The sequence below is a fragment of the Pseudomonas mendocina genome, from assembly GCA_037482215.1.
Taxonomy (GTDB): Bacteria; Pseudomonadota; Gammaproteobacteria; order Pseudomonadales; family Pseudomonadaceae; genus Aquipseudomonas; species Aquipseudomonas mendocina_E.
The window spans coordinates 2756895-2778990 of record CP148074.1; the positions used below are offsets into that span (position 1 = coordinate 2756895).

Genomic DNA, 22096 nt, shown 5'->3' on the forward strand with positions numbered 1-22096 from the left:
GGGGCGCGTAGTCGTCGTTTTACATCCAACATGACGATGCCCGGCCCCAAACGAAGTGCGTTAGGCAAAAGATTTAAGGAGCCTGCAATGGCTGAATTACCGAATTGCGAAACACTGCTGTTGAACCTTGAGGCGGGCGTGCTGCACGTCACCCTCAACCGTCCGGACAGCCGTAATGCCATGAGTCTGGCCATGGTGCATGAACTGCGTGCGGTGCTGGCCCACGTCAGCCAGCAGAACGACGTGCGTGCTCTGGTGCTGCGTGGCGCTGGTGGCCACTTCTGTGCCGGTGGCGATATCAAAGACATGGCCGGTGCCCGCGCCAAAGGCGGCGACGCCTATCGCGAACTGAACCGCGCCTTCGGCGCCATGCTGGAAGAGTTCCAGCGCGCCCCGCTGGTGGTCATCGCTGTGCTGGAAGGTGCCGTGCTCGGCGGCGGTTTCGGGCTGGCCTGCATCAGCGATATCGCCATTGCCGACAGCGCCTGCAAATTCGGTTTGCCGGAAACCACTCTCGGTATTCTGCCCGCGCAGATCGCACCGTTTGTGGTCAAGCGTGTGGGGCTGACTCAGGCCCGCCGTCTGGCGCTTACGGCGGCTCGCTTCAACGGCGAAGAAGCCCTGCGTCTGGGCCTGGTGCACTACTGCGAAAGCAACGACAGCGATCTGGAACAACGTCTGGCAGAGACTATCGAGCAAGTGCGCAAATGCGCGCCACACGCCAACGCACTGACCAAAGCCTTGTTGCTGGACACCGAGCAAGAAGCCCTGAGCAGCCTGTTGGACCGTGCTGCGGAGCAGTTTGCAGCCGCTGTCACCGGCCCGGAAGGTGTTGAAGGCACCATGGCCTTTGTACAGAAGCGTGCTGCCAAGTGGGCGCAATAACACGGATATACAGATCGTAGGGTGGATGTTGCTTTCCACATCACCCGAACACCGCACGGTGGATCAATCAAGCGTGAACGACGCGCCCCGATCCACCCATAGAGTCCCAGCGCGGATTAGACGGCAGGAGTAGAACAATAAATGGCTGCATTCAATAAGATTCTGATTGCCAACCGCGGTGAGATTGCCTGCCGGGTAATGCGCACCGCCAAAGACCTCGGTTACCGCACCGTGGCGGTGTTCTCTGAGGCCGACGCTGGCGCCCGCCATGTGCAAGTGGCTGACGAAGCCGTGTGTATCGGCCCGGCGCAGGTCAACCAGTCCTATCTGGTGATCGACAACATCATCGCGGCGGCCCAAAAGACCGGCGCAGATGCCATCCACCCCGGCTACGGTTTCCTCTCGGAAAACGCCGACTTTGCCCGCGCCTGCGAGGCCGCCGGTATCGTATTTATCGGCCCGACCGTTGAGGCCATCCACCTGATGGGCTCTAAGCGCCTGTCGAAAATCGCCATGCTCGAAGCCGGTGTGCCGTGCATTCCGGGTTACGAAGGTGCCGCACAGGACGACGAGACCCTAATCGCTGAAGCCGGCCGCATCGGCTATCCGCTGATGATCAAAGCCAGCGCTGGTGGCGGTGGTCGTGGCATGCGCCTGGTGCACGAGGCCAGCGAACTGCAAGAGCAAATCCGCACCGCCCGCTCCGAAGCGCAAAACGCCTTCGGCTCCGGTGAGCTGATTCTGGAGCGTGCCGTGATTCGCCCACGTCACGTGGAAATCCAAGTGTTTGGCGATCAGCATGGCAACATCGTTTACCTCGGTGAGCGTGACTGCTCCGTGCAGCGCCGCCACCAGAAAGTGGTAGAAGAAGCCCCCTGCCCGGTCATGACCCCAGAGCTGCGCAAAGCCATGGGTGAAGCGGCTGTGAAAGCCGCTGCCAGCGTGAACTACGTCGGTGCCGGTACGGTGGAATTCCTGCTGGATGCCAGCGGCGAGTTCTTCTTTCTGGAAATGAACACCCGCTTGCAGGTAGAGCACCCGGTTACTGAACTGATCACCGGCCAGGACCTGGTGGCGTGGCAGATCCGTGCTGCCGAAGGCCAACCGCTGCCGCTGACTCAGGAGCAGATCCAGCTCACCGGACACGCCATGGAAGTGCGCCTGTACGCGGAGGATTCCGCCAAGAACTTCCTGCCGCAAACTGGCTGCGTGCTGCGCTGGGAGCCTGAGCTGTTGGATGGCGTGCGCATCGACCACGGTCTGGTGGAAGGTCAGGAAGTCACCCCGTTCTACGACCCGATGCTGGCCAAAGTCATCGCGTACGGCGCAACCCGTGAAGATGCCCGCCGCAAGCTGGTTCGCGCGCTGGAAAACTGCGTGCTGCTGGGCGTAAACGGCAACCAGCGCTTCCTCGCCAACCTGCTGGCCAACCCAGAGTTTGCAGCGGGTAAGGCCACCACCGCCTTTATCGCCGAGCACTTTGCCAGCGACGAGAGCCTGACCCCACAAGCCCCGGCTGCAAGCGAGCTGGCCATTGCCGCCGCCCTGCTCTATCAGGCCTCGGCCAACAGTCGCGCCCATCAGGGCGGTATTGCCGGTTGGCGCAGCGCGGGTAGCGCGCCGTGGCGCTTCACCCTGAAACAGGGCGAGCAGAAGTGTGCCGTTGAACTCGACGTACTGGGCGATGGCACTCAAGCCTACCTGCGCGCCACAGTCGGTGAAACGCAGGTCGAACTGAAGCTGCTCAACAGCGATGGCCGCTGGCTGACCCTAGAGCAAGACGGCATCCGTCGTCGTCAGGCGTACCACTTAGACGGTGACAAGGTTTGGCTGTTCGGCCACTTCGGCAACCTCGAACTGATCGACGTTACCCACGAGCCAGCGGGTGGCCAGAATGCGGCCAGCAGCGGTGCGGTGAAAGCGCCTATGGACGGTGCAATCGTTGATGTATTGGTGGAAGAAGGCGCCAAGGTCAGCAAAGGCCAACTGCTGGTTGTGCTGGAAGCCATGAAGATGGAACACCCACTCAAAGCAGGCGTAGACGGTACCGTACGCCGCGTTGGTGCCAATAAAGGCGATCAGGTTAAGAATCGCCAACTGCTGGTGGAAATCGAGGCTGACGAAGCTTAATCGGTGCCCATGCAGCCTTACCTGGCCCCGCCTCAACACTGGTTAACGCCAGCGTTGCGGAGGGGCTTTTTCGTTTATCACGATTGATATTGGCTCGAATTGATTTTTAAACAGCCACAAGCACCGGAGGCTTACACGATGTCCCTCAAAGGCAAAACTCTGTTTATCACTGGCGCCAGTCGCGGTATTGGACGCGAAATCGCCCTTAAAGCAGCGGCTGATGGCGCCAATATCATCATTGCTGCCAAGAGCGCCGAAGCCCATCCCAAACTAGCAGGTACCATTCACAGCGTTGCCGCAGAAGTGGAAGCAGCTGGCGGCAAGGCGCTGGCCATACAACTCGATGTACGCGATGAAGAAGCCGTGCGCGCAGCCATGGCCAAAGCCACCGAACACTTTGGCGGTATTGATGCACTGATCAACAATGCCGGTGCCATCAAGCTGGTGGGCGTGGAAAAGCTCGAACCCAAGCGCTTTGACCTGATGTACCAGATCAACACCCGCGCCGTGATGGTCTGCAGCCAGGCCGCGCTGCCCTATCTCAAACAAAGCGGCGGACACATCATCAACCTCTCCCCGCCTTTGAACCTCGATCCGAAATGGTTTGCCCAATACGGCCCTTACACCGTAACCAAGTACGGCATGAGCATGCTGACCCTCGGCATGAGTGAGGAATTCAAGAAGCACGGCGTCAGCGTCAACTCACTGTGGCCACGCACTGTGATTGCCACAGCAGCCATCGAGTTCGAACTGGGCGGCCCGCAAATCTTCAAACAGGCTCGCACCCCGGCGATCATGGCGGACGCCGCTTACGCCATCCTCAACACAACGGGCCGCAGCCTCACCGGCCGCCTGCTGATTGACGATGAAATCCTTGCCGAACAAGGCGTCACTGACTTTGACAAGTACCGCTACGACCAGAACGGAAGCGGGTTGATGACGGATTTGTTTGTGGAGTGACCCTTCAATAAGTTAGGCAGTCTACTCTTGCAGGTTTTGCCTCTTGCAAGAGCAGACTGTTAGAGTCAGCAATGCCTCAGTAGTAAACCACTTGGACTACCATCATTGCTTCAAATGCCCCTTCGTCAATATCAGTATCCAAGGGCACCATTGTGGCGGTGAATGGAACAATGATTTGTGGTTGGTTCGGTTGAAACTTGGCCAAAGGGAACGGTTCGTTGAACGGAACGAGGTTGTTACGTTGATCCCTGATCTGTATACCGAACTTACTGTTAGCTTCTGGCAACATCACATAATCGCCGTCTTTGTAAGACGTCATAAAGGTACCACCAATATTGATGGCAGTTTCGCAAGCTTTGTTTAATTCCAGTGTGAAGCTTCTGGTTGGTGCTGGTGGTGAGAAGCCTGTGGTAGTAGTCTGAACCGTTCCAAAGTTAACAGTTCCGGGCTCTGGTTTAGCCGTCACATCAATGGCGCAGTCTGTACCGACGATATTCTGCAAGCCCCGCAGTTGATAACGAAAATTTCCGTGCGGGTTAGATGGACCATCATACAAACCATACTTCCCGTCTAACTGAAATACGTCATACGTGTCTTGAGTCGGTGTTTTCAGTGGCTCCAATCCACGCTTACGAATCACTACCTGAAACGTAATATTCGCTCGCACCAAAGTACACTGCTTCATTGCCGGATAGGTAATTGCCCACGGGCAGGCGATAGAGGTGTGACCGGTATACACCCCACCTGAAGGATTCGAACTCCAGTCACCATCCCAATTAGTACGGCCTTTATAGACCAAACCGAACTCAATGCCCCAAGCAGGGGAATAAAGTCCGGAAGGGTTGCCATAGAAATAGATTGGATCATTTTCAGTAGGATATGAATCAGGGTGCTTCCAGCACTCAGCGGACACAGTGTGTGTGCGTGATCGCCAAATGATGGTGCCATCAGCGACCGTCGCTGGAACCGATACAGGGCCAATATCCTCAGTCAAATAATCAGCGCCCGTGACTGACTTGCAATGCAAAGCCCATGACGGTAGAGAGAATGAAAGCAGAAGCGCAAACAGGCCACACATCCACCAGAAGTGGCGATTGGACGAACTGCTAACTTTCATGGTTGCGCAGCCTTGCACTCAACAGCGCTGCAAATGAAATGTGTATCTGCTTGGCCTCCATAATCATTCATGTTAGACACGAACAACTCTTTAAACCCTGTCTGAGTAATTGGAAATTGAGCACTGCCGAAAGGCTCGATCATCACCGTTTCGATAGGCATACTAATTTTTTCTACGCCAGCCAGTAGCCCCACTACGGTTATATGAAAAGCGGTCGGATTATTAATCGTAAGCTGTTTAGCTGCTGAGTCGACCTTAATATGAAGGCCCTCGGCTAGATCTCCGCCACGAACACGCTTAACGGCTGCAGGGCGATAGAAAAGTTTGATCTTCGATTGCAAGGCAATTTGAATTGTATTCACGGCCTCACTCTTAGGTGGAATTTCACGCACATTCAAATAGAAAACTGACTCACGATCTTTCGGAAGTTCAGCCTCAGGGAGTTTAACGATACGTAATAGCGAGCTTTCGCTAGCCTCAATGCGCTGCAGAGGGGGTAATACCATGAAGGGACTGGTAAGTTTTTCGCCGTTTCCATTTTCAATCCATGACTGCACTACAAACGGAAGTTCAGTACTTCTGTTGTTCAGTGTAACGCCTACCGACTGGGCCGACTCATCGAATATAACTCGCGTACGATCTGGAGAAACTGCAGCCTGTACCAACAATGGAATACAAAGACTAGCGGCAAGGCAAATGCGCTGTTTAAAGTAGCGATGTGGTAATAAAAACATATTATCTCTCCAAGCATAAAAAAAGCTGGCGTGCTTACAGACAAAGCACTGACTTAGCTACATTTGTAACGATTTCACTTTCTGGTAGTTCAGCCAGCTTGCAATTTTGGCCATCTCCCCAACGCACAATCAGATCTGCACCTGCTTTAACACCAAGCAGATAGGTCACTCCCTGCTCGCCGACAATACCTACTTCCCGATTGGTGACAGCGTCTTGAACCGATGCACCAAACGGCACAAAGTCTCCGCCTTCCTGAAGAACTTCTATAAAAGCGTTATATCCGCGACCTGCAGCAAAACTGGCGTGACCGATAGCTCCTTCAGTAAGCGTCATGCGCTGAATTGGGTTGGCTACATCCACGTTGAGTGGCAGTTCATTTACATTCACTCGAGCCTCGTAAGCCTGGAATGAAGGGATTCCATCAACCACAACATGCCCTTTGCTGTTGGTGCGTGCCAGACCAGCAAACGCAACCCCTTCGACGCCGTCGGTTGAAGCCAACAAGCGGGTATCACCGTTTGAGCCATTGGCGTGGGACATCACACCATGAGAAGTCAACACGACCGAACTGTTGACACTGGCGGTGACCGAACGATAGGTACTTCCATCTGTGGTAGCTGAAGCATTCACCCGGTAGTTTGCCGTGCGCTTGCTTACGTTAGCACTTGCACTACGTTGCTCACCCACAGTGCCGTGAACCTGGTAATTGATACCTCGGCCGTCGTCATAGCTGTAGCCCAAAGTGGCACCAGGATCACCGGAACCTGTGTGCTGCATGTTACTCGACACCACCGCACCTTCACCAAGCGGAAGGCTGAGCCCGAGGTAAACCTGAGTATCGTCATTGAGCGCATTGCGCGTCTGATAGGCAGACAGATGCACGTTCAGGTTATGCAGCCCTGCGATAGATACTCGTCGTGCCAGTGTCAGGCCAAAACGGTTATTGGTCGGCGCATCCCAATAGGTAGAGTGGTCATAGGAAAAGCTGGCCGACATCCATGGGAAGTTTTTGGCCAGGGTGATGGAATAACGCTGTTTACCCGAGTTCATGGAGTATGAATCAGGTGATCCAACAAACTGTGAGAAGTTAGTGAAGGACTTTTCTGAGAAACGATACCCCAAAAAACGCAAATCGGTGCCAATTGCATCAAATCGCTTGGAATAGTTTATTCGGTAGGAGTTACCCTCCGTGAGTTCGTCACTCCAATATAGTTTCGCCCTCGCATTGGTGACGTCCACAGACAGAGCACCAAATGGGCCTAGATCCTTACCGATACCCAGTGCGCTGGATAAGTAATCGTCAGCCGCCAGCACCCCGCCGTACAGAGTCACCTCCATAGGCAAGCCATAGGCTAGCTCCGAACTGATGAAGTTAGGTTCAATACCTCCACCGGTCAGGCGCGGCTGACCAACTGAAATTTTGTAGCGAAGTTCATCTTCACGTGCGAGAAAAGGTACTGTCGCGGTTGCTACCGTGAAAGTCTGCTCAGTTCCATCTTCTTCCTTGACTGTTACATCCAGCACACCTTGAACACTGCTATCTAAGTCCTGAATGCTGAACTCGCCTGGGGTGACCGTTGTTGAGTAGAGCACGCGGTCGTCCTGGGAAACAGTGACCGTCGCATTGGTCTGCGCATGCCCGCTGATCAATGGTGCATAGCCACGCAACCTGAGCGGCAGCATGCGTTCATCGCTACTGAGTGTTGCGCCTTTTAAGGCAAATGTGTCGAATACATCTGAGTTCAGGTAGTCCTCGCCAAAGGTGAACTTTGAACGGATAGAGGGCAACGCTCGGTACGCATAGAATCGATTGAGCTGTAACGTTTTGTCATTGAACGTACTGCTGTAACTACCGCTTTCTTTCTGCGCCTGATAATCAGCTCGAATCCGCCAAGCACCGATATTCAGCCCGGCAGTTCCATAACTCTGAAGAGAATTTGACTCACCACTGGAACCCGCCCCAGTAGAGTGCCGATGATTGGCAATTACACGGTAATCCAGCAGCGCACCGTCAATACCATCACTCCAAGCAGCCGGAGGCATATAGCTAGGGTCGTCATACTCAAAGGAAACCTGAGGCAGACTTATTGAAAGTCGAGCCAATCCTGCCTGATAGTTAACTTTGGCACTATCAATAGAATCTAGCCTGATACAATCCGTATCTTGGTAATATGGCAGAAGCTCCAACAAACTTGACTTGAGACCAAATTTACTTATCAAGTTCAAACGCAGACACGGATAAGTCTCAAGCCCCTCACCATTACTTTTAAACTCTATCGACTCGCTACCATAACTCCTTTTATTAACGACAATATCAAGCAGATAACTACCAGGAGCCGTGTACTTCCCGCGCGAAAATTTATCCAGACTTACATTTGTATCATTATCTATATTTAAAAACTCAGAATTAAACTCTAGCGCCACAACAGAAGGCGCGGCGATACTCAAAAAGCAAAGGAAAAAACATTCACGACGGATCACGAGATCCACCTTTTCTCTATACAGAAATTAACAAGAAGAAAGGGGCATTTACGCCCCTTTCCTATACAACCATCGCCTAGCGCAAATTAGTTGTAAGCAACAGTAAAGTTAACAACGCTGTCAGCTTCACCCGGTGTTACGGAAGCAGCTGTAGATTCGTACATAGCACCGAAGCTGACAGTGTTATTACCATCTTGCAAAACAATCGGAGCAACCTGCTCTTTACCGTTTTCCAGCATCTCGCCAGCGCTAGCTTGCAGGCGGATAGCAACGTTTTCAGCCAGACCTGTGGTAGCGAACAGTGCAGGAGAAGCTGGATCTTGAACACCAGAGAAGGTGAAACGAGCATTTTTCTGAGTGCTGGTATCGCAATCAGTCAAAACGATATCGAACTTGCTCGGGCTGGAGCGATCGCCAACGGCCTTGAACTGGCTAGCCGGGACCTGCCCCAAGGAAACAGTCTGATCCATGCTACCAGCATCGATACCGCATGCACCGGAGACGATTTCACCGATAAAACGAACAGTACCTGGATTACCGCTGCTTGGTGTTGCTGCGAAAGCAAAAGAAGACATTCCCAGAACAATGGAGGCAGTTGCAGCTACAAAAATATTTTTCATGAAAACTCTCTCATAATTTATTTATCGGTCACACTTCAACACAGACACCCCAGAGAAATCACACTTAACCGAGATATCGATTATTACCGGAAGAGCAATGCATTCCGCACACTCATAACTCAGATAGTCGGCAAGACCGATATAAGCGAAAGATTATTAATCTCAGGAGCAATCAACCTGATGAAGTAAGTCAACGATAGTTCAGAAGGGAAAACACGTATGCAAGGACTACCCGAACGCAGCGTAGGGATTTACTTACATAAAGAAAAAAATACATACATTAAGTAAAAATCAACATCAAGTCACGAGCCAAAACAAATATTCACACAAAAACGGCACCCTAATTAAAAATGCAACCCCCATATACCAAATTAAAAATAAATTAAAAAATACTCCATTTTTATTACATAGATGTTTCGAAAATTTTCTTCACCATCATTCAGGCATGAGTAATTTGCACAACACCACACGGCTGCCTACTGTCATACAGGAGAATGCACTCAATTTTAAAATGTGCGTTTTGCGACGTGCTGGTACACGCCTTACAGTTGAGATCCACGCGCGCACCCCATAAGTCCCTAGCCGACGTTTCAGATATGCAACTACATAAGTGCGACTAGGTGTAAGGACTTGACTTCAACATCTCCGCGAAAGTACGCCCCACAAGCATTGCCCCCCCCTTCGCTCACAGTCCCGGCATGGTAATAGTTTGGGGCTTTATCATCCGGCTACTAAAAGACTATATGGCAGGTATATTGCGTCACTATTAAGAACAAGCTGTACGCTAACCAAATCATCGGCGGACCACCATTGCTCTATACAATCCCTGATGCAGTGTGCAGGCATCCATTACCACCAAGCGACTCAACTCGGGATAGTTTTTACGGTATAGGACTGAGGCTCAAAACAGCCATAGGGCGTAGCGCGTGCTTGGTGCCGCAGATGGAAGTCATTGGCAGCACTGGCCGCTTGCGGACTGTTGAAAATACGCTAGGCAGATAACGGCTGAATTCCGGCATCCTCGCCCTTGTGGCCAATCTGCTCGCAGTAAATCGTCTCAGTCGCTGCCTACAAATGATGCGGCTTAGTCTGAATCAGTTGCATCAGGCCATAGCACTCCCCTAGTAAAACCGACCAGCACCACCAGCAACCCCAACGGGGCCCCAAGCCAAAATGGCAACCAGTAAAAGCAGGAGAACGCAGTGCCCAACACCAATACAGTCAGGTTCTATGTGATGTAATTGGCGACTTTCTTCATCCCCATTCGCGCGCTCAGCCAACACAGCAACGCTGTGGCCAGTACAAGCAGAACAGAGAAATGCGGCGTCAGAATGGCCGCTGCAAGCATCAGCCCTACTATCCGAACCAGCGTCCAGATCACCCGGTCGATCATGGTGAATATCGACTCGTTCTCAGGTGGTTTGGCTGTTTCTGCCTGTCTGCGGCGCTTAAGCATGGTCAATCCCTGTCATTCCATCTTGGGTCCAGTGTACTGACCCGCTTCGGTCAAGTGCACGCCTATCTAAAGATCGGGGGCGATTGTGCAGCTAATGAAGCACTATTTACTGAATTGACTGAACAGTGCCGCGCAGGCGCCATAGGTGCTCGCTGGACCTTTCAATGCCGTCACTGCCAACGGATATAGGCCAAGAAAAACTGACCACTATGAGCCAGACCGACCTGATTTCACCGCTGCGTTTTCTTGCTCGTTTACCGCAACGCTTCAGCCAGACTCCACGCATGTTGCGAGGCTTGTACTACACCGCGATTCGCAATCGCGAAAAGAAGCTGTCGTTGGCTTGGGCCATTGAGCAGGCTGCCCGCCTGCACGGCGAACGCCCTGCCGCGATGGATGAACATCGCCGCCTCACGTACAACCACTTCAATGCCTGGGCTAACCGATTGGCGTGGACGTTTAAGGCAGAAGGTGTACGCCATGGCAGTGTTGTCGCGGTCATGATGGAAAACCGCATAGAAATGCTGATGATTTGGGCGGCCTTGAGCAAACTCGGCGCCGTCAGCGCGCTGCTCAACACCACGCAGCGCGGCAAGGTGTTGGCCCACAGCCTTAACCTGGTTAGCCCGGAATTCGTTGTAGTGGGCGATGAATTACTGACTGCCTACGATGAAGTCAGCTCGCAGCTCGAAAAACCGCCACACCCTTATTGGGTGGCCGATCACGATTGCCTGACAGACGCGGGTAATGCTCCAACACACTGCACAAACCTGTTCCACCTTGCATGCAGCCAACGTCAAGAAAATCCGCCGGAGTCTGCGCAGGTGAGGATGAAAGATCCATGCTTTCTGATCTACACCTCCGGCACCACAGGGCTGCCCAAAGCCTCGATCATGAGCCACGGCAAGTGGATTAAATCCTACGGTGGCTTCGGCCACTCAGGCCTGACCTTGAATGAGCAGGATGTGCTCTACCTGCCTACGCCGAGCCACTGTTCTATCGACAGTTGCACAGCGTAGAGACAACCGGCACCTTCAAATACAAGAAGTCAGCGCTGAAGAATGAAGCCTATGCCCCTGACAAAATTGACGGTTCTGTCTTCGTGAGGCTGCCCGCTGATCATCACCTGACAGTCATCAGGCCCGCACTCTATCAGGCTATTGTAGAAGGCGCTTACAGGTTCTGAGATCACCTCACCTGCTGCACACCATCGTCTGCCTACTGTTTGAACTCAAAGTTCAATTGCGCACCTTCTACCGTGTCCCAGTAGTCACCTTGCATGCTGTCATTGGTGATCAGCTTTCCGTTGAGTTGGAACGGGCTTTCCGGTTCTGGCTTTTCTTCAAACAGTGGTGGCAGCAGTTTGTCTGGCTGGACATCCTCTTGGTCATACGGCTTTAGCGGGTCAAATACATTTGGGTTGAGGCTCAAGTTCAGCGGTTCGTGTTCTGGCAACGGCTTAACTGTGGGCTTTGGCTTGGCCTGAGTGACGTTTTTAGGTGCACTTTCTGGCTTAGCCTTTACCTCGATGGTGGGCTGTTCAACCGCAGGAGGCGCGGCCGGTTCGGGTTGTTCTGGCGCACTGGTTTCAATCGGCGCAACAGGCTCAACGGGAGGCGTGGGTTGTTCTTGCGGGCGCTCAACAGGTGCCGTCGGTTTTACCGTGGGCTGGGCTTTTTCAGACTGATCACAGGCGACAAGTAATGCGGCAAGTCCAATAACGCCTAAGCAACGAAATAGAGACATAGAGCTGACTGACAATACGTAGAAAGCCGCTATGCTGACCCGTGCCAGACGCACTGGCAAGCGGGTTTTGTCTAGCGACACAATTTAGAAATGCCGACAGTTCAACAAACAGAATGTCTACCTGTCAGCACTTCCACTCACTCCTGCTCCTGCCACTGGCGCAACAGTGCCTCGATATCCAAGTCGGGATAATCCCTGTGCAGTGTTTGCAGGGCTGCCTCAGCTTCTTTCTCTTTCCCTTCTTGCCTTAAGACATGCAGTGCCTTGAGACGCTCCTGCACGTCGGGATCAATAACCAACGGTTGTTCGTCTGAATTGATAGTTTCCATCGCTGGCGCACTGGCAAGGGTTGCAAACTGTTCCCTTGAAGCGGCCTCAACGCGTTGCTTCGCGCTGGGCTGAGCGCCGAGTGCAGCCTCAGGCTGTGCAGACCTGGCTCGCATTTCTGCTGAGGGCGCAATCAACTGAGCCGTCATCGGCCTCATAGGGGCCTCACTCGAAACTGCTGAGTACGACTCTGACGCAGGGACACCATCATACTTATCAGCCGTGGGCTCGAACTGGCGCCACGTCAGACTCAAGGCGATCCCTAAACAGGCCACGCCAGCCAAAGCCAGCGACCAGCGCTGCTGACCGCGCCCCCCCGATAGCCAGGAGTACAAGCGTGAAAACGAATACTGGGGTTGCCCCGCCGTCACAGGCTGCTCAGTGGCTGCACGGGCCGCTGCCATTATTTGTGCATCGACTGCGGCGCTGGGTTCGCCTTGAGCATGCAGACGGAAATGCTCCAGCATCTGCTGCTCCTGCTCAGGCGTCATAGGGGATTCGTGCTTCATAAGGGCAACTCCTCGGCTGCGGGTTCAGCCAACAACCGACGTAACTTCTGCATCGCATAGCGCAAACGGCTCTTTACCGTTTCAGCTGGGGTCTGGGTCAACTCCGCGATATCGGCTACTTCCAGACTGCCATGGGCACGCAGCAGAAAGACCTCGCGCTGCTCCTCTGGCAAATCAGCCAAAGCAGCCTGTAAGCGCTGCTGGTCACGGGTTAGATTCAGCTGCTGCTCAGGGCTTGGCTGAGGGTCGGGCTGGGCATGCTGAGTTTCATCGTACTCATCATGCCCAGCCTGATGCCGACCATTCTTACGCCAGTGATCAATCAGGCGGTTGCGGGCGATCTGGTACAGCCAGGTTTTGAACAACACGGACTCGCGCTGATCGCTCTGGGTGCGGATCAGGCTCATCCAGGTGTCCTGGAACACCTCTTCGGCCAAAGCCTGATCACCGCACAAGCCTAAAATAAAGCTAAAGAGGCCTAGCCGGTGTCGCTCATACAGTTGGGCAAAGGCCGCAGCATCGCCGCGGCGGTAGCGTCGCAACAAGGCGACATCATCTTCCATGAGGGGCTGGTTCACTGTTGCACTCGTGCAGTCGTAGAACGGGAATTCTCAGTTTGCAGGCTCTGCGCCAGTTCTGCCAACTGTATGAACTCAGCCCGCAAGCCAAAGTAATCCTCACCCTTAGCCTTGCGCGCCAGAGCCGCGCTGTCAGCCAGGGAGAAATCTCCGGTGTAAGAACCGCCCTTGAGCTGCTGTGCGAATGCCGCCACAGCTGCGGCAAAGCGCAGGTCTTCATTGGCTTGGTCGATCGACTGTACCGCGCCAGATGCAATCGGCTGCTCCAGCAAATTGCTGCTGTTCTGACCAACCGGCTTGTAACGAATGCGCAGCCAAGCCATTTCCCCAGCCTTGCCAGCAACCTTACCAGCCTCCTGATAACGCAGAGGCTCCAGCCAGCCTTTATTACCAGCGGGGATCACCTCATATAGCGCTGTAACCGTATGCCCGGCACCGATTTCACCGGCATCGACCTTGTCGTTGCTAAAGTCTTCACGCTTGAGTGCACGGTTCTCGTAACCCAGCAAGCGGTACTCGCTCACCTCAGCGGGATTGAACTCAACCTGAACCTTCACATCGCTGGCCACCGTCGCCAGGGTTGAGCTGAGCTGGTCCACCAGCACCTTGCGCGCCTCACGCAGGTTGTCGATATAGGCGTAGTTGCCATCACCAGCATCGGCCAACTGCTCCATCAGCCGCTCGTTGTAGTTATCTGTGCCAAAGCCCAGCGTCGTCAGGGAAACGCCTGTTTTGCGCTTCTGCGCGGCCATCTCTTTGAGCGCGTCAAAGTCACTGATGCCGACATTAAAGTCGCCGTCGGTGGCCAGCAGGATGCGGTTAATCCCTTTGTCGATAAAGCCCTGCTCCGCCTGCTGATAAGCCAGCTGAATGCCAGACTCCCCGGCTGTCGAGCCACCAGCAGTCAACTGCTCGATGGCAGCACGAATCTTCGCTTTCTCTTTGCCTGAAGTTGGCTCAAGCACGACTTGAGAGGTACCGGCGTACGTGACCAGCGACACTTTATCCTCAGCCCGTAGCTGATCCACCAGCAGTTTCAGCGTTGACTGAACCAGAGGCAGGCCGTCCTGGCGGTCCATGGAGCCGGACACGTCCACCAGAAACACCAGATTTGCTGGCGGCAACTCTGCACGCTGAACATCCGAAGCCTTAATTGCAATTCGCAGCAACCGGCTTTGCGGGTTCCACGGCGTAGTGGCTACATCCGTCTGGATGCCAAACGGCACGTTACCTGTGGGCAGCGGATAATCATAGGGAAAGTAATTGACCAGCTCTTCCAGGCGCACGGCCTCTTTCGGCGGCAACTGCCCCTGATTAAGGAAACGGCGCACATTGGAATAGCTGCCTGTGTCCACATCAATGCTGAAAGTCGAAACCGGGTTTTCCGCGACAGCCCGAACTGGATTGTCATCCTGTTTCTGGTACTGCTCACGGGACTGTTCACGATACTCCGGCACAGACCTTTCCATGACCAGCTGCGGCATCATCGCGTAGGTCGCCACCGGCATCGCCGCACTGCTTGCGGCTAAAGGCTGATGGCGGCTGAGCTTTGCGGCAGCCTCAGTCTCCACCGTTTCCTCTTGCATGCTGGAGTTGCATGCGGTTAGACCAAGACCTGAGATGAGGGCTACAGCAAATCCGGCCAGCAGCGGCCGAAACGACAGTTGAAGGTAAGACATGCGGCGTCTCCTGATGCGAGTGACAAACCATTCGCTCAAATAGACGCAGTGCTTGGCTGAAACGGGTTAAGGCTGGCAGAACTATTTCTGCCAGCACCTTTCAGGACTCCGGCCCCGCCTCCTGGCACAGCTGCGTTGCCAATAAGCCCAGCGTCATCAACGCCCGCTCCGCCTCACGGTTCCATGGAATCCCGCAGTTCAGGCGAATGCAGTGGTTAAACTGCTCCGTATTGCTGAATATCAGGCCCGGCGCAATGCTGATGCCCTGTTTAAGGGCTTGAAGGTGAATCTCCTTGGTATTCACCCGCGCAGGAAGGCTCACCCAGAGGATGAAGCCTCCTTTAGGCCGGCTGATCTGAGTCCCCTCCGGGAAGTACTGCTGTACCGCCAGTTGAAACAGATTCAGGTTCTTGCGGTATTCCTGACGGACGGTGCGCAGATGCCTGTCGTACCCACCATTTTCCAGATAAGCCGCTACAGCCATCTGCGTCACGCTACAGGCTGAATACGTTGTGAAGGTCTGCAAACGCTCGATTTCCTCCTGATGCCGCCCAGCAATCACCCAACCAATACGCACACCCGGCGATAAGGTTTTGGAAAAGCTGGAGCAGTAAACAACACGAGCGTCGCGATCTAGCGCTTTGAGTGCACGCGTGGTGCCCTGCTCAAACATCAGTTCACCGTAGATATCATCTTCGATGATCTTGAAATCATAGTTGTCAGCCAGGCGCAGTAATTGTCGCTGGCGGTCTTCAGTCATCGTACTGCCCAGCGGGTTACTCAAACGAGCTGTCAGTACGACCGCCTTAATAGGCCACTGGTTAGCAGCCAGCTGCAGCGCTTCAAGGCTGATCCCCGTGGTTGGATCTCCGGGAATCTCGATGACCTTAAGCCCCAATAAATCCGCAACCTGAAGCAAACCGTAATAAGTGGGTGACTCCACCGCGATCAGATCGCCTGGCTTGGTCAGGACCCGCAAACTCATGTGTACGGCATCCACGCAGCCGTGGGTGATCACCACCTCAGACGGGTCAACCACCACACCCGCATCACGCATACGGATAGCCACCTGGCGTCGCAGCGGCTCATAGCCGGGGCTAAACATATAGCCGAACGACTTGGCCGTCTGAAAGCGAGTGACCTTGGCTAACTGCTGGCTGATCGCCCGTACCGGTAGATACTCAACATGGGGCACCGCAGCGCCCAAAGGGAAAACCCCTTCACGGCGGGACTCCGACAACACCTGATTGATAATGCTGCCTCGGGTTACCAAACCAGGGCGCTCAACCCGAGCGATGTCTGGGGTGGCTGCCGTCAATGCCGGGCTCTGGTGGACATAGAAACCTGACTGCGGGCGTGCACGGATCAGGCCCTGATCCTCGAGATTTGCATAAGCCTGTAACACCGTCGCATGACTCACGTTCAACTGCGTGCTCATCTTGCGCACGGAAGGCACACGCTCTCCGGGCTGATAGACGCCGCGACGGATATCATCCGCCAGTTGTTGAGCGATACGCTGGTAAAGCAACAGACTCGTCATGGACCTAACCCCTGCTAACTGAACCGTAACAGTATAGTCATCAATCAAAACTGAACCGGCACAGTTACGAAATTTGTCAGCGATACAGCAGATTGTCCACAACGAAGTAATAAATTGGGTGAATAGCTTTCAGCAGGCAATAAAAAGCCCCGGCTAGCGGGGCTTTAGGACTTATGGCATTAACGTGATTCGCTTAGTCGACCGTTCTCATCAGAAATCACGACCTCAACCCGGCGATTCTGTGCCCTGCCTTTTTCCGAGGCATTAACAGCTACCGGGAAGCTGTCGCCGTATCCCTTGACCTCAATACGCTTCGGATCGATACCGAGTTCCACCATCACATCCGCCACTGCCTGCGCTCGGGCGTTGGACAGCTGTAGATTTTCTTCAGCTGTGCCGGTGTTGTCGGTATAGCCTTCGATGCGTACAACGCGTCGCGGGTTGAGTTGCAGAAACTGCACCAACTTCAAAACCGTACGGTTGGCAGAAATTTGCAGGTCACTGTGTCCGGTATCAAACAGCATATCGCCGAGGGTCATAACCAGACCTCGGTTAGCTTCGTCCGAAGCGAGGCTGACAATTTGCTCCTCAATCCAACTGCCTTGATCTTGCACATTGAGCAACTTAGCTTCGCGCAAAGCCAATTCCAGTCGCTGTTTGTCCAGCTCCAGCTTGGCGGCCTTTTCCTGATTGAGATTAAGCAGGCTTTTTTGTTCAGCGATAGCGGCGTATTGCTGGCTCAGATAAGCATAATGAGCCACGTCGTCTGAGCTGCCCCAATAGCTGGAAAGACGTTCTGCCCGACCTAACGACTCACCGGCGCGAATCAAATCCTTAGGCGCGCTGCGCAAGACGTTGGCATCATCCTTAAGGCGCTCATAAGCTACGCGGGCCTTGCCCAACTCCGCCTCAGAGTTTGGTGTCACCGCACAACCGTTAAGCAAGTATGAGCCAGTTATAACCGTCAGCGCTAACTTCAACGCTTTCATTGCAAGCCCCCCAGCTGTTTGCGCAACTGAGTAATGCCCTTGCGAAGCTCCACCAGCTGTTGCTTGCTCTTTTCAGTCAGATGTTCAGCCTCGGCCAGACGCGCATCAAGCTCCGCCTGTTCAGCCTGGTTACGGGCATCCCTGAACTCACCTTCCTCTGCATAGGCCTGAGCCAATGCAAATTTCTGTTCAGCCAGACGCAGCGTCGCTGACTGTTCAGCCGTAACACCAAGCGCCTTGGCTTGAGAAAGAGCCTGCTCAGTCAAGCGTAGTTGCTCAACGGGTTCAGGATCAGTAGTTGCACAGGCACTCAGAAACAGTGGCAGCAAGGCCACACAGACACGACGATAACTCACACGAATTCCCTACTCAGTAGCCTCTGTCAGGCTTGGAGGCTGTTGCTCTTTCCAAAGTTTCAGATTGTTCTCCAACAACCTCTGCGGCACGCCCTTTTCAAGAGCCTCAGTCATAGCCTGCGCAAGCTTACCTCTGAGCCAGGCATCATTACAGGCCGAATTGTGCGACAGAGTCAGGTATAGCCCTTCACTAGAGATCGGTGGATCCAGCACAAGCAGGTTATCCCCTAGCCCCTGACTGTCTGCCAGAGCCTGACCAGGGTAGCGCTCATAGAGGACGTAATCGGTACGCCCGAGCAGCAATTTCTTGAATGCTTGTGTAAGGCTGGAGACACCTTCGAGCGTCAGATTGCTCTTGGCGTAAGCATCAAACTCTTGTCCAAAGCTGTTATTGACTAGGGTATCGCCGGTACGTCCTTTCAAGTCTTCCCAACTCGCATACGGAAACTCAGCCCCGCTATGCACCCACACCACGTTGGATGTGGTGTAAAACGCCGGGTGAATGTAATCCATCACCCCAAGGCGAGCTTTTGTCAGAAATGCGCCCGCTATCAGGTCGACCCGGCCTGTGCGTACTTCATCCTGCGCCCGCGACCATGGTCCGGTATAGAGGACATCAATCTTCACACCCAGCTCATTACCAACATATTTCAACAGGTCTGCGTTAGCGCCAATCAGTTGCTGAGGGTTCTGCGGGTCTCGCCATAAATACGGCGGATACTCTGGATTGCCAGTAGCAATCAGACGCTCGCACTTACCCGCCGCACTTGCAGCAACAGGCGCCAACAGCAGACCACAGAAAACGGCAACGCATTTACGCAAACCACGTTTTAGCATGGGTGACTTCTCGAAGAGTTGAAGCAAAAGCGGTACGAATAAGCAAAAAACGACATAACCATACTAGCTTATGTTGAGTAACTATCTGCGCCTCAGCAAAGGTGCTGAATCTAATCGAAGCGCTCTGCGCCCCTCTTGACTGACATCACAGGCGTGCAGATTAATTAGATTGTTCCGAGTAATCCGTACCCCAGCGCGCCGCATAAAGTAGGAATCGCTACGCCACCACGGGTCAACATACGCACCATCACCACGATGGCCAAAGCCGAGACGATTCTAAAAAATTGATTCAATGTGTGTTCAGTACCCAATAAACCGTAAATCGATACCGTGAACAGCGCACTGACCGCGGCGGGGCCTACTCCCGCTAAAAGGCGCACGACTGCAGCTGAGCCACGTTCCGTAGTATGTCGCTTACGGGCCTGCCTCAAAGGCAGCCAACGCAACAGAAATGTCCCAACACCACACGCCAAAATAATCCAAAACATCTGCATCATGAGGTCTTCCCCCAGAATGCCTGCACCACTGCCCCGACCAAAATGGCCACCACAAGCGCGTTGTAGTTGGCGATAAACAGGCCTAGCACTGCGGCTGTCAAAGCGGCGGCCAGGATTGGCAGCATCCAGCGGCGGACACCTGTCTCAAGCAACAACGCAAAAAATAGCGCAGGCAGCACAAACGAAAGCCCTTCACGTACAGACACAGGCCAGTTCCCCACCTCTGCCACCAGCAAAACGCCGACAATCGTCCCACCGACCCAAGAGGCATAGGCCCCGATCTGCAAACCTAACAACCAGTGTTCGCGGTCAGCCTCGTTGATCGACGGTAATTTACTCATTGCTGTGGCGAAAACCTCATCGGTTAAGCCAAAAGCCTGCAACGGACTTCTTAATTGAGGAGGTGCAGACAATCCAGGGATCAAGGCTGGACCATAGAGAACATGACGGGCATTCATCAGCATCACTGTCGGCAAGGCAGTCCAAATTCCAGCCCCTGAGGCCAGCAAGGAGATCAAAAGAAACTGGCTGGCACCGGCATACACAATGACTGAGGCCAAGATAGCGATGGCAGCTGGCAACCCGGCCTGTATAGCGGCCACACCGAACGAAAAGGCGATGGGTAGATATCCGGCTGCAACGGACAAACTGTCTGTTAATCCACTACCAAACGCCCGAATCCTTTGACCGCGCATCAAAACAACCTTGTGCAAATGCTCAGCTGAAAGCCTGAACTGTACTGACTTCGCAGAAGTTATCCCATAAAAAAACCCGGCGTAGGCCGGGTTTTTTCTAGCGAAAATACTGGTTAGACCAGTTTCTCCAGCTCAGGTACTGCTTCGAACAGATCGGCAACCAGACCGTAATCAGCCACTTGGAAAATCGGGGCTTCTTCGTCTTTGTTGATCGCAACGATCACTTTCGAATCTTTCATACCGGCCAGGTGCTGGATGGCACCGGAGATGCCCACCGCGATGTACAGCTGCGGGGCAACGATTTTACCGGTCTGACCGACCTGCATATCGTTCGGTACGAAGCCTGCGTCAACTGCAGCGCGGGATGCGCCCACAGCTGCACCCAGCTTGTCAGCCAGGGAATACAGGTGCTTGAAGTTGTCGCCGTTCTGCATGCCGCGGCCGCCGGAAACGACGATCTTGGCAGCGGTCAGCTCAGGGCGGTCGGACTTAGCCAGCTCTTCGCCAACGAAAGCCGATTTGCCAGCGTCGCCACCCGCAGAAACGGCTTCAATCGCAGCGTTACCGCCTTCAGCAGCAACAGCATCAAAGCCAGTACCACGAACGGTGATGACTTTGATTGCAGCGGAAGATTGCACGGTGGCAATGGCGTTACCGGCGTAGATCGGACGCTTGAAGGTATCAGCGCTTTCAACAGCGATGATTTCAGAGATCTGATCAACGTCCAGCTGCGCAGCAACGCGTGGCAGGATGTTCTTACCGTTGCTGGTAGCAGAAGCCAGGATGTGGCTATAGCCAGCGCCCAGCTCAGCAACCAGCGGTGCTACGTTTTCCGGCAGCTGATTGGCGAAAGCAGCGTTATCAGCAACCAGGACCTTGGAAACGCCCGCGATTTTCGCAGCCGCTTCAGCAGCAGCGCCGCAACCAGCGCCCGCTACCAGTACGTGTACGTCACCGCCGATCTTCTGAGCAGCTGCCACAGTGTTCAGAGTGACAGGGGCCAGCGCAGCGTTAGTGTGTTCTGCAACAACCAAGATAGCCATTTAGATTACCTTCGCTTCGTTCTTCAGTTTCTCGACCAGTTCAGCTACAGACTTGACCTTGATGCCAGCGCTGCGAGCAGCCGGGGCTTCAACTTTCAGGGTCTTGACGGTAGAGGCGGTGGAAACACCCAGATCAGCTGGAGTAACGGTTTCCAGCGGCTTCTTCTTGGCCTTCATGATGTTCGGCAGGGACGCATAACGCGGCTCGTTCAAACGCAGGTCAGTGGTGACGATCGCAGGCAGGTTCAGTGCAACAGTTTGCAGACCACCGTCGATTTCACGGGTGACGTTGACCTTGTCGCCAGCCACTTCAACTTTGGAAGCAAAAGTGCCTTGGGGAAACCAGTCAGAGCGCCAAGCATCTGGCCAGTTTGGTTGTTATCACTGTCGATCGCTTGCTTGCCGAGGATGACCAGCTGAGGCTGCTCTTTATCGACAACGGCTTTCAGCACTTTGGCAACAGCCAGGGAGTTCAGCTCATCAGCCGACTCAACCAGAACAGCGCGATCAGCACCCAGAGCCAGCGCGGTACGCAGTTGCTCTTGAGCGGCGGACGGGCCGATGGTGACGACAACGATTTCGCTCGCCACGCCTTTTTCTTTCAGGCGTACCGCTTCTTCAACAGCGATTTCGCAGAACGGGTTCATCGACATCTTGACGTTAGCGAGATCGACACCGCTGTTGTCCGCTTTAACACGAACTTTAACGTTGTAGTCGACCACTCGTTTGACAGCTACAAGAACCTTCATGGATTCCTCGTTACTCTCCGGTGAATATGGATGTCGCCAGAAGCGAACATGGCGGGAACGCAAACCGGCCGGAACCGGGAGTCAACCACATGGATGGCAGACACAAAACCGCCCGTATCTTGACCGCACGACAGGGGCCCGGTCAATACAACAGAAGACCCGAACGT

Annotated in this window: 19 protein-coding genes and 2 pseudogenes; 4 read left to right on the forward strand and 17 right to left on the reverse strand. The window is 54.0% G+C overall.

From position 1 onward, the window contains the following. Positions 1-87: 87 nt before the first annotated feature. The 3 genes from WG219_12765 to WG219_12775 all read left to right on the forward strand — a co-directional run bounded on the left by WG219_12765 (position 88) and on the right by WG219_12775 (position 3975). Positions 88-885, forward strand: coding sequence for an enoyl-CoA hydratase-related protein (locus WG219_12765; protein ID WXL24208.1), 798 nt, complete (start codon positions 88-90; stop codon positions 883-885). A 141-nt stretch (positions 886-1026) separates the two neighbouring features. Further along, positions 1027-3015 carry an acetyl/propionyl/methylcrotonyl-CoA carboxylase subunit alpha gene (locus WG219_12770; protein WXL24209.1) on the forward strand — a complete coding sequence of 663 codons (1989 nt, stop codon included), beginning with the start codon at positions 1027-1029 and terminating at the stop codon, positions 3013-3015. A gap of 138 nt (positions 3016-3153) precedes the next feature. Further along, positions 3154-3975: an NAD(P)-dependent oxidoreductase gene (locus tag WG219_12775; protein WXL24210.1), complete on the forward strand. Its 822-nt coding sequence runs from the start codon at positions 3154-3156 to the stop codon at positions 3973-3975. A 76-nt stretch (positions 3976-4051) separates the two neighbouring features. Here the strand turns inward: WG219_12775 and WG219_12780 are convergent, their stop codons facing one another. From WG219_12780 to WG219_12800, 5 genes are all read right to left on the reverse strand, one after another. Further along, positions 4052-5092 carry a fimbrial protein gene (locus WG219_12780; GenBank protein WXL24211.1) on the reverse strand — a complete coding sequence of 347 codons (1041 nt, stop codon included), beginning with the start codon at positions 5090-5092 and terminating at the stop codon, positions 4052-4054. Continuing rightward, positions 5089-5826: a molecular chaperone gene (locus WG219_12785; GenBank protein ID WXL24212.1), complete on the reverse strand. Its 738-nt coding sequence runs from the start codon at positions 5824-5826 to the stop codon at positions 5089-5091. The genes WG219_12780 and WG219_12785 overlap by 4 nt, the downstream gene beginning before the upstream one ends. Positions 5827-5860: 34 nt before the next feature. Continuing rightward, the gene (locus tag WG219_12790; GenBank protein ID WXL24213.1) at positions 5861-8308 is read right to left on the reverse strand and encodes a fimbria/pilus outer membrane usher protein; all 2448 of its coding nucleotides are present in this window, start codon (positions 8306-8308) and stop codon (positions 5861-5863) included. An 86-nt stretch (positions 8309-8394) separates the two neighbouring features. Next, positions 8395-8928 (reverse strand): fimbrial protein, encoded by a 534-nt coding sequence (locus tag WG219_12795; GenBank protein WXL24214.1) that lies wholly within the window; start codon positions 8926-8928, stop codon positions 8395-8397. 1228 nt (positions 8929-10156) lie between these two features. Further along, on the reverse strand, positions 10157-10384 hold the full coding sequence (locus WG219_12800) for a hypothetical protein (GenBank protein WXL24215.1): 228 nt from the start codon (positions 10382-10384) through the stop codon (positions 10157-10159). A gap of 209 nt (positions 10385-10593) precedes the next feature. Here WG219_12800 and WG219_12805 point away from each other — a divergent pair. Further along, a pseudogene (locus tag WG219_12805) lies at positions 10594-11361 on the forward strand (AMP-binding protein). Positions 11362-11602: 241 nt separating this feature from the next. On the opposite strand, the gene WG219_12810 reads toward WG219_12805, so the two are convergent. The 12 genes and pseudogenes from WG219_12810 to WG219_12865 all read right to left on the reverse strand — a co-directional run bounded on the left by WG219_12810 (position 11603) and on the right by WG219_12865 (position 21929). Continuing rightward, entirely contained in the window at positions 11603-12130 is a 528-nt protein-coding gene (locus WG219_12810; GenBank protein ID WXL24216.1) for a hypothetical protein, read from the reverse strand. A gap of 137 nt (positions 12131-12267) precedes the next feature. Next, the gene (locus WG219_12815; GenBank protein ID WXL24217.1) at positions 12268-12966 is read right to left on the reverse strand and encodes a hypothetical protein; all 699 of its coding nucleotides are present in this window, start codon (positions 12964-12966) and stop codon (positions 12268-12270) included. After that, positions 12963-13544, reverse strand: coding sequence for an RNA polymerase sigma factor (locus WG219_12820; protein ID WXL24218.1), 582 nt, complete (start codon positions 13542-13544; stop codon positions 12963-12965). The genes WG219_12815 and WG219_12820 overlap by 4 nt, the downstream gene beginning before the upstream one ends. Next, complete coding sequence (locus WG219_12825) at positions 13541-15223, reverse strand: VWA domain-containing protein (GenBank protein ID WXL24219.1); 1683 nt, start codon at positions 15221-15223, stop codon at positions 13541-13543. Before WG219_12825 ends, WG219_12820 begins: the two co-directional genes overlap by 4 nt. Positions 15224-15323: 100 nt before the next feature. Continuing rightward, positions 15324-16763, reverse strand: coding sequence for a PLP-dependent aminotransferase family protein (locus WG219_12830; protein WXL24220.1), 1440 nt, complete (start codon positions 16761-16763; stop codon positions 15324-15326). A 179-nt stretch (positions 16764-16942) separates the two neighbouring features. Continuing rightward, the gene (locus WG219_12835) at positions 16943-17752 is read right to left on the reverse strand and encodes an OmpA family protein (GenBank protein WXL24221.1); all 810 of its coding nucleotides are present in this window, start codon (positions 17750-17752) and stop codon (positions 16943-16945) included. Next, positions 17749-18108 carry a DUF4398 domain-containing protein gene (locus tag WG219_12840; GenBank protein WXL24222.1) on the reverse strand — a complete coding sequence of 120 codons (360 nt, stop codon included), beginning with the start codon at positions 18106-18108 and terminating at the stop codon, positions 17749-17751. Before WG219_12840 ends, WG219_12835 begins: the two co-directional genes overlap by 4 nt. A gap of 9 nt (positions 18109-18117) precedes the next feature. Beyond that, complete coding sequence (locus WG219_12845; protein WXL24223.1) at positions 18118-18945, reverse strand: transporter substrate-binding domain-containing protein; 828 nt, start codon at positions 18943-18945, stop codon at positions 18118-18120. A 164-nt stretch (positions 18946-19109) separates the two neighbouring features. After that, the gene (locus WG219_12850; GenBank protein WXL24224.1) at positions 19110-19442 is read right to left on the reverse strand and encodes an AzlD domain-containing protein; all 333 of its coding nucleotides are present in this window, start codon (positions 19440-19442) and stop codon (positions 19110-19112) included. Further along, the gene (locus WG219_12855) at positions 19439-20137 is read right to left on the reverse strand and encodes an AzlC family ABC transporter permease (protein ID WXL24225.1); all 699 of its coding nucleotides are present in this window, start codon (positions 20135-20137) and stop codon (positions 19439-19441) included. The genes WG219_12850 and WG219_12855 overlap by 4 nt, the downstream gene beginning before the upstream one ends. Positions 20138-20250: 113 nt before the next feature. Then, positions 20251-21180, reverse strand: a complete 930-nt coding sequence (locus WG219_12860) for an FAD-binding protein (GenBank protein ID WXL24226.1) — start codon at positions 21178-21180, stop codon at positions 20251-20253. Beyond that, positions 21181-21929: pseudogene (locus WG219_12865) on the reverse strand (electron transfer flavoprotein subunit beta/FixA family protein). It abuts the gene before it with no gap. Between the last annotated feature and the right edge of the window lie 167 nt (positions 21930-22096).

Coding starts and splice junctions, on each gene's coding strand:
- WG219_12765 (WXL24208.1), top strand. CDS start 88: ATGGCTGAATTACCGAATTGCGAAACACTGCTGTTGAACCTTGAGGCG.
- WG219_12770 (WXL24209.1), top strand. CDS start 1,027: ATGGCTGCATTCAATAAGATTCTGATTGCCAACCGCGGTGAGATTGCC.
- WG219_12775 (WXL24210.1), top strand. CDS start 3,154: ATGTCCCTCAAAGGCAAAACTCTGTTTATCACTGGCGCCAGTCGCGGT.
- WG219_12780 (WXL24211.1), bottom strand. CDS start 5,092: ATGAAAGTTAGCAGTTCGTCCAATCGCCACTTCTGGTGGATGTGTGGC.
- WG219_12785 (WXL24212.1), bottom strand. CDS start 5,826: ATGTTTTTATTACCACATCGCTACTTTAAACAGCGCATTTGCCTTGCC.
- WG219_12795 (WXL24214.1), bottom strand. CDS start 8,928: ATGAAAAATATTTTTGTAGCTGCAACTGCCTCCATTGTTCTGGGAATG.
- WG219_12800 (WXL24215.1), bottom strand. CDS start 10,384: ATGCTTAAGCGCCGCAGACAGGCAGAAACAGCCAAACCACCTGAGAAC.
- WG219_12810 (WXL24216.1), bottom strand. CDS start 12,130: ATGTCTCTATTTCGTTGCTTAGGCGTTATTGGACTTGCCGCATTACTT.
- WG219_12815 (WXL24217.1), bottom strand. CDS start 12,966: ATGAAGCACGAATCCCCTATGACGCCTGAGCAGGAGCAGCAGATGCTG.
- WG219_12825 (WXL24219.1), bottom strand. CDS start 15,223: ATGTCTTACCTTCAACTGTCGTTTCGGCCGCTGCTGGCCGGATTTGCT.
- WG219_12830 (WXL24220.1), bottom strand. CDS start 16,763: ATGACGAGTCTGTTGCTTTACCAGCGTATCGCTCAACAACTGGCGGAT.
- WG219_12835 (WXL24221.1), bottom strand. CDS start 17,752: ATGAAAGCGTTGAAGTTAGCGCTGACGGTTATAACTGGCTCATACTTG.
- WG219_12845 (WXL24223.1), bottom strand. CDS start 18,945: ATGCTAAAACGTGGTTTGCGTAAATGCGTTGCCGTTTTCTGTGGTCTG.
- WG219_12850 (WXL24224.1), bottom strand. CDS start 19,442: ATGATGCAGATGTTTTGGATTATTTTGGCGTGTGGTGTTGGGACATTT.
- WG219_12855 (WXL24225.1), bottom strand. CDS start 20,137: ATGCGCGGTCAAAGGATTCGGGCGTTTGGTAGTGGATTAACAGACAGT.
- WG219_12860 (WXL24226.1), bottom strand. CDS start 21,180: ATGGCTATCTTGGTTGTTGCAGAACACACTAACGCTGCGCTGGCCCCT.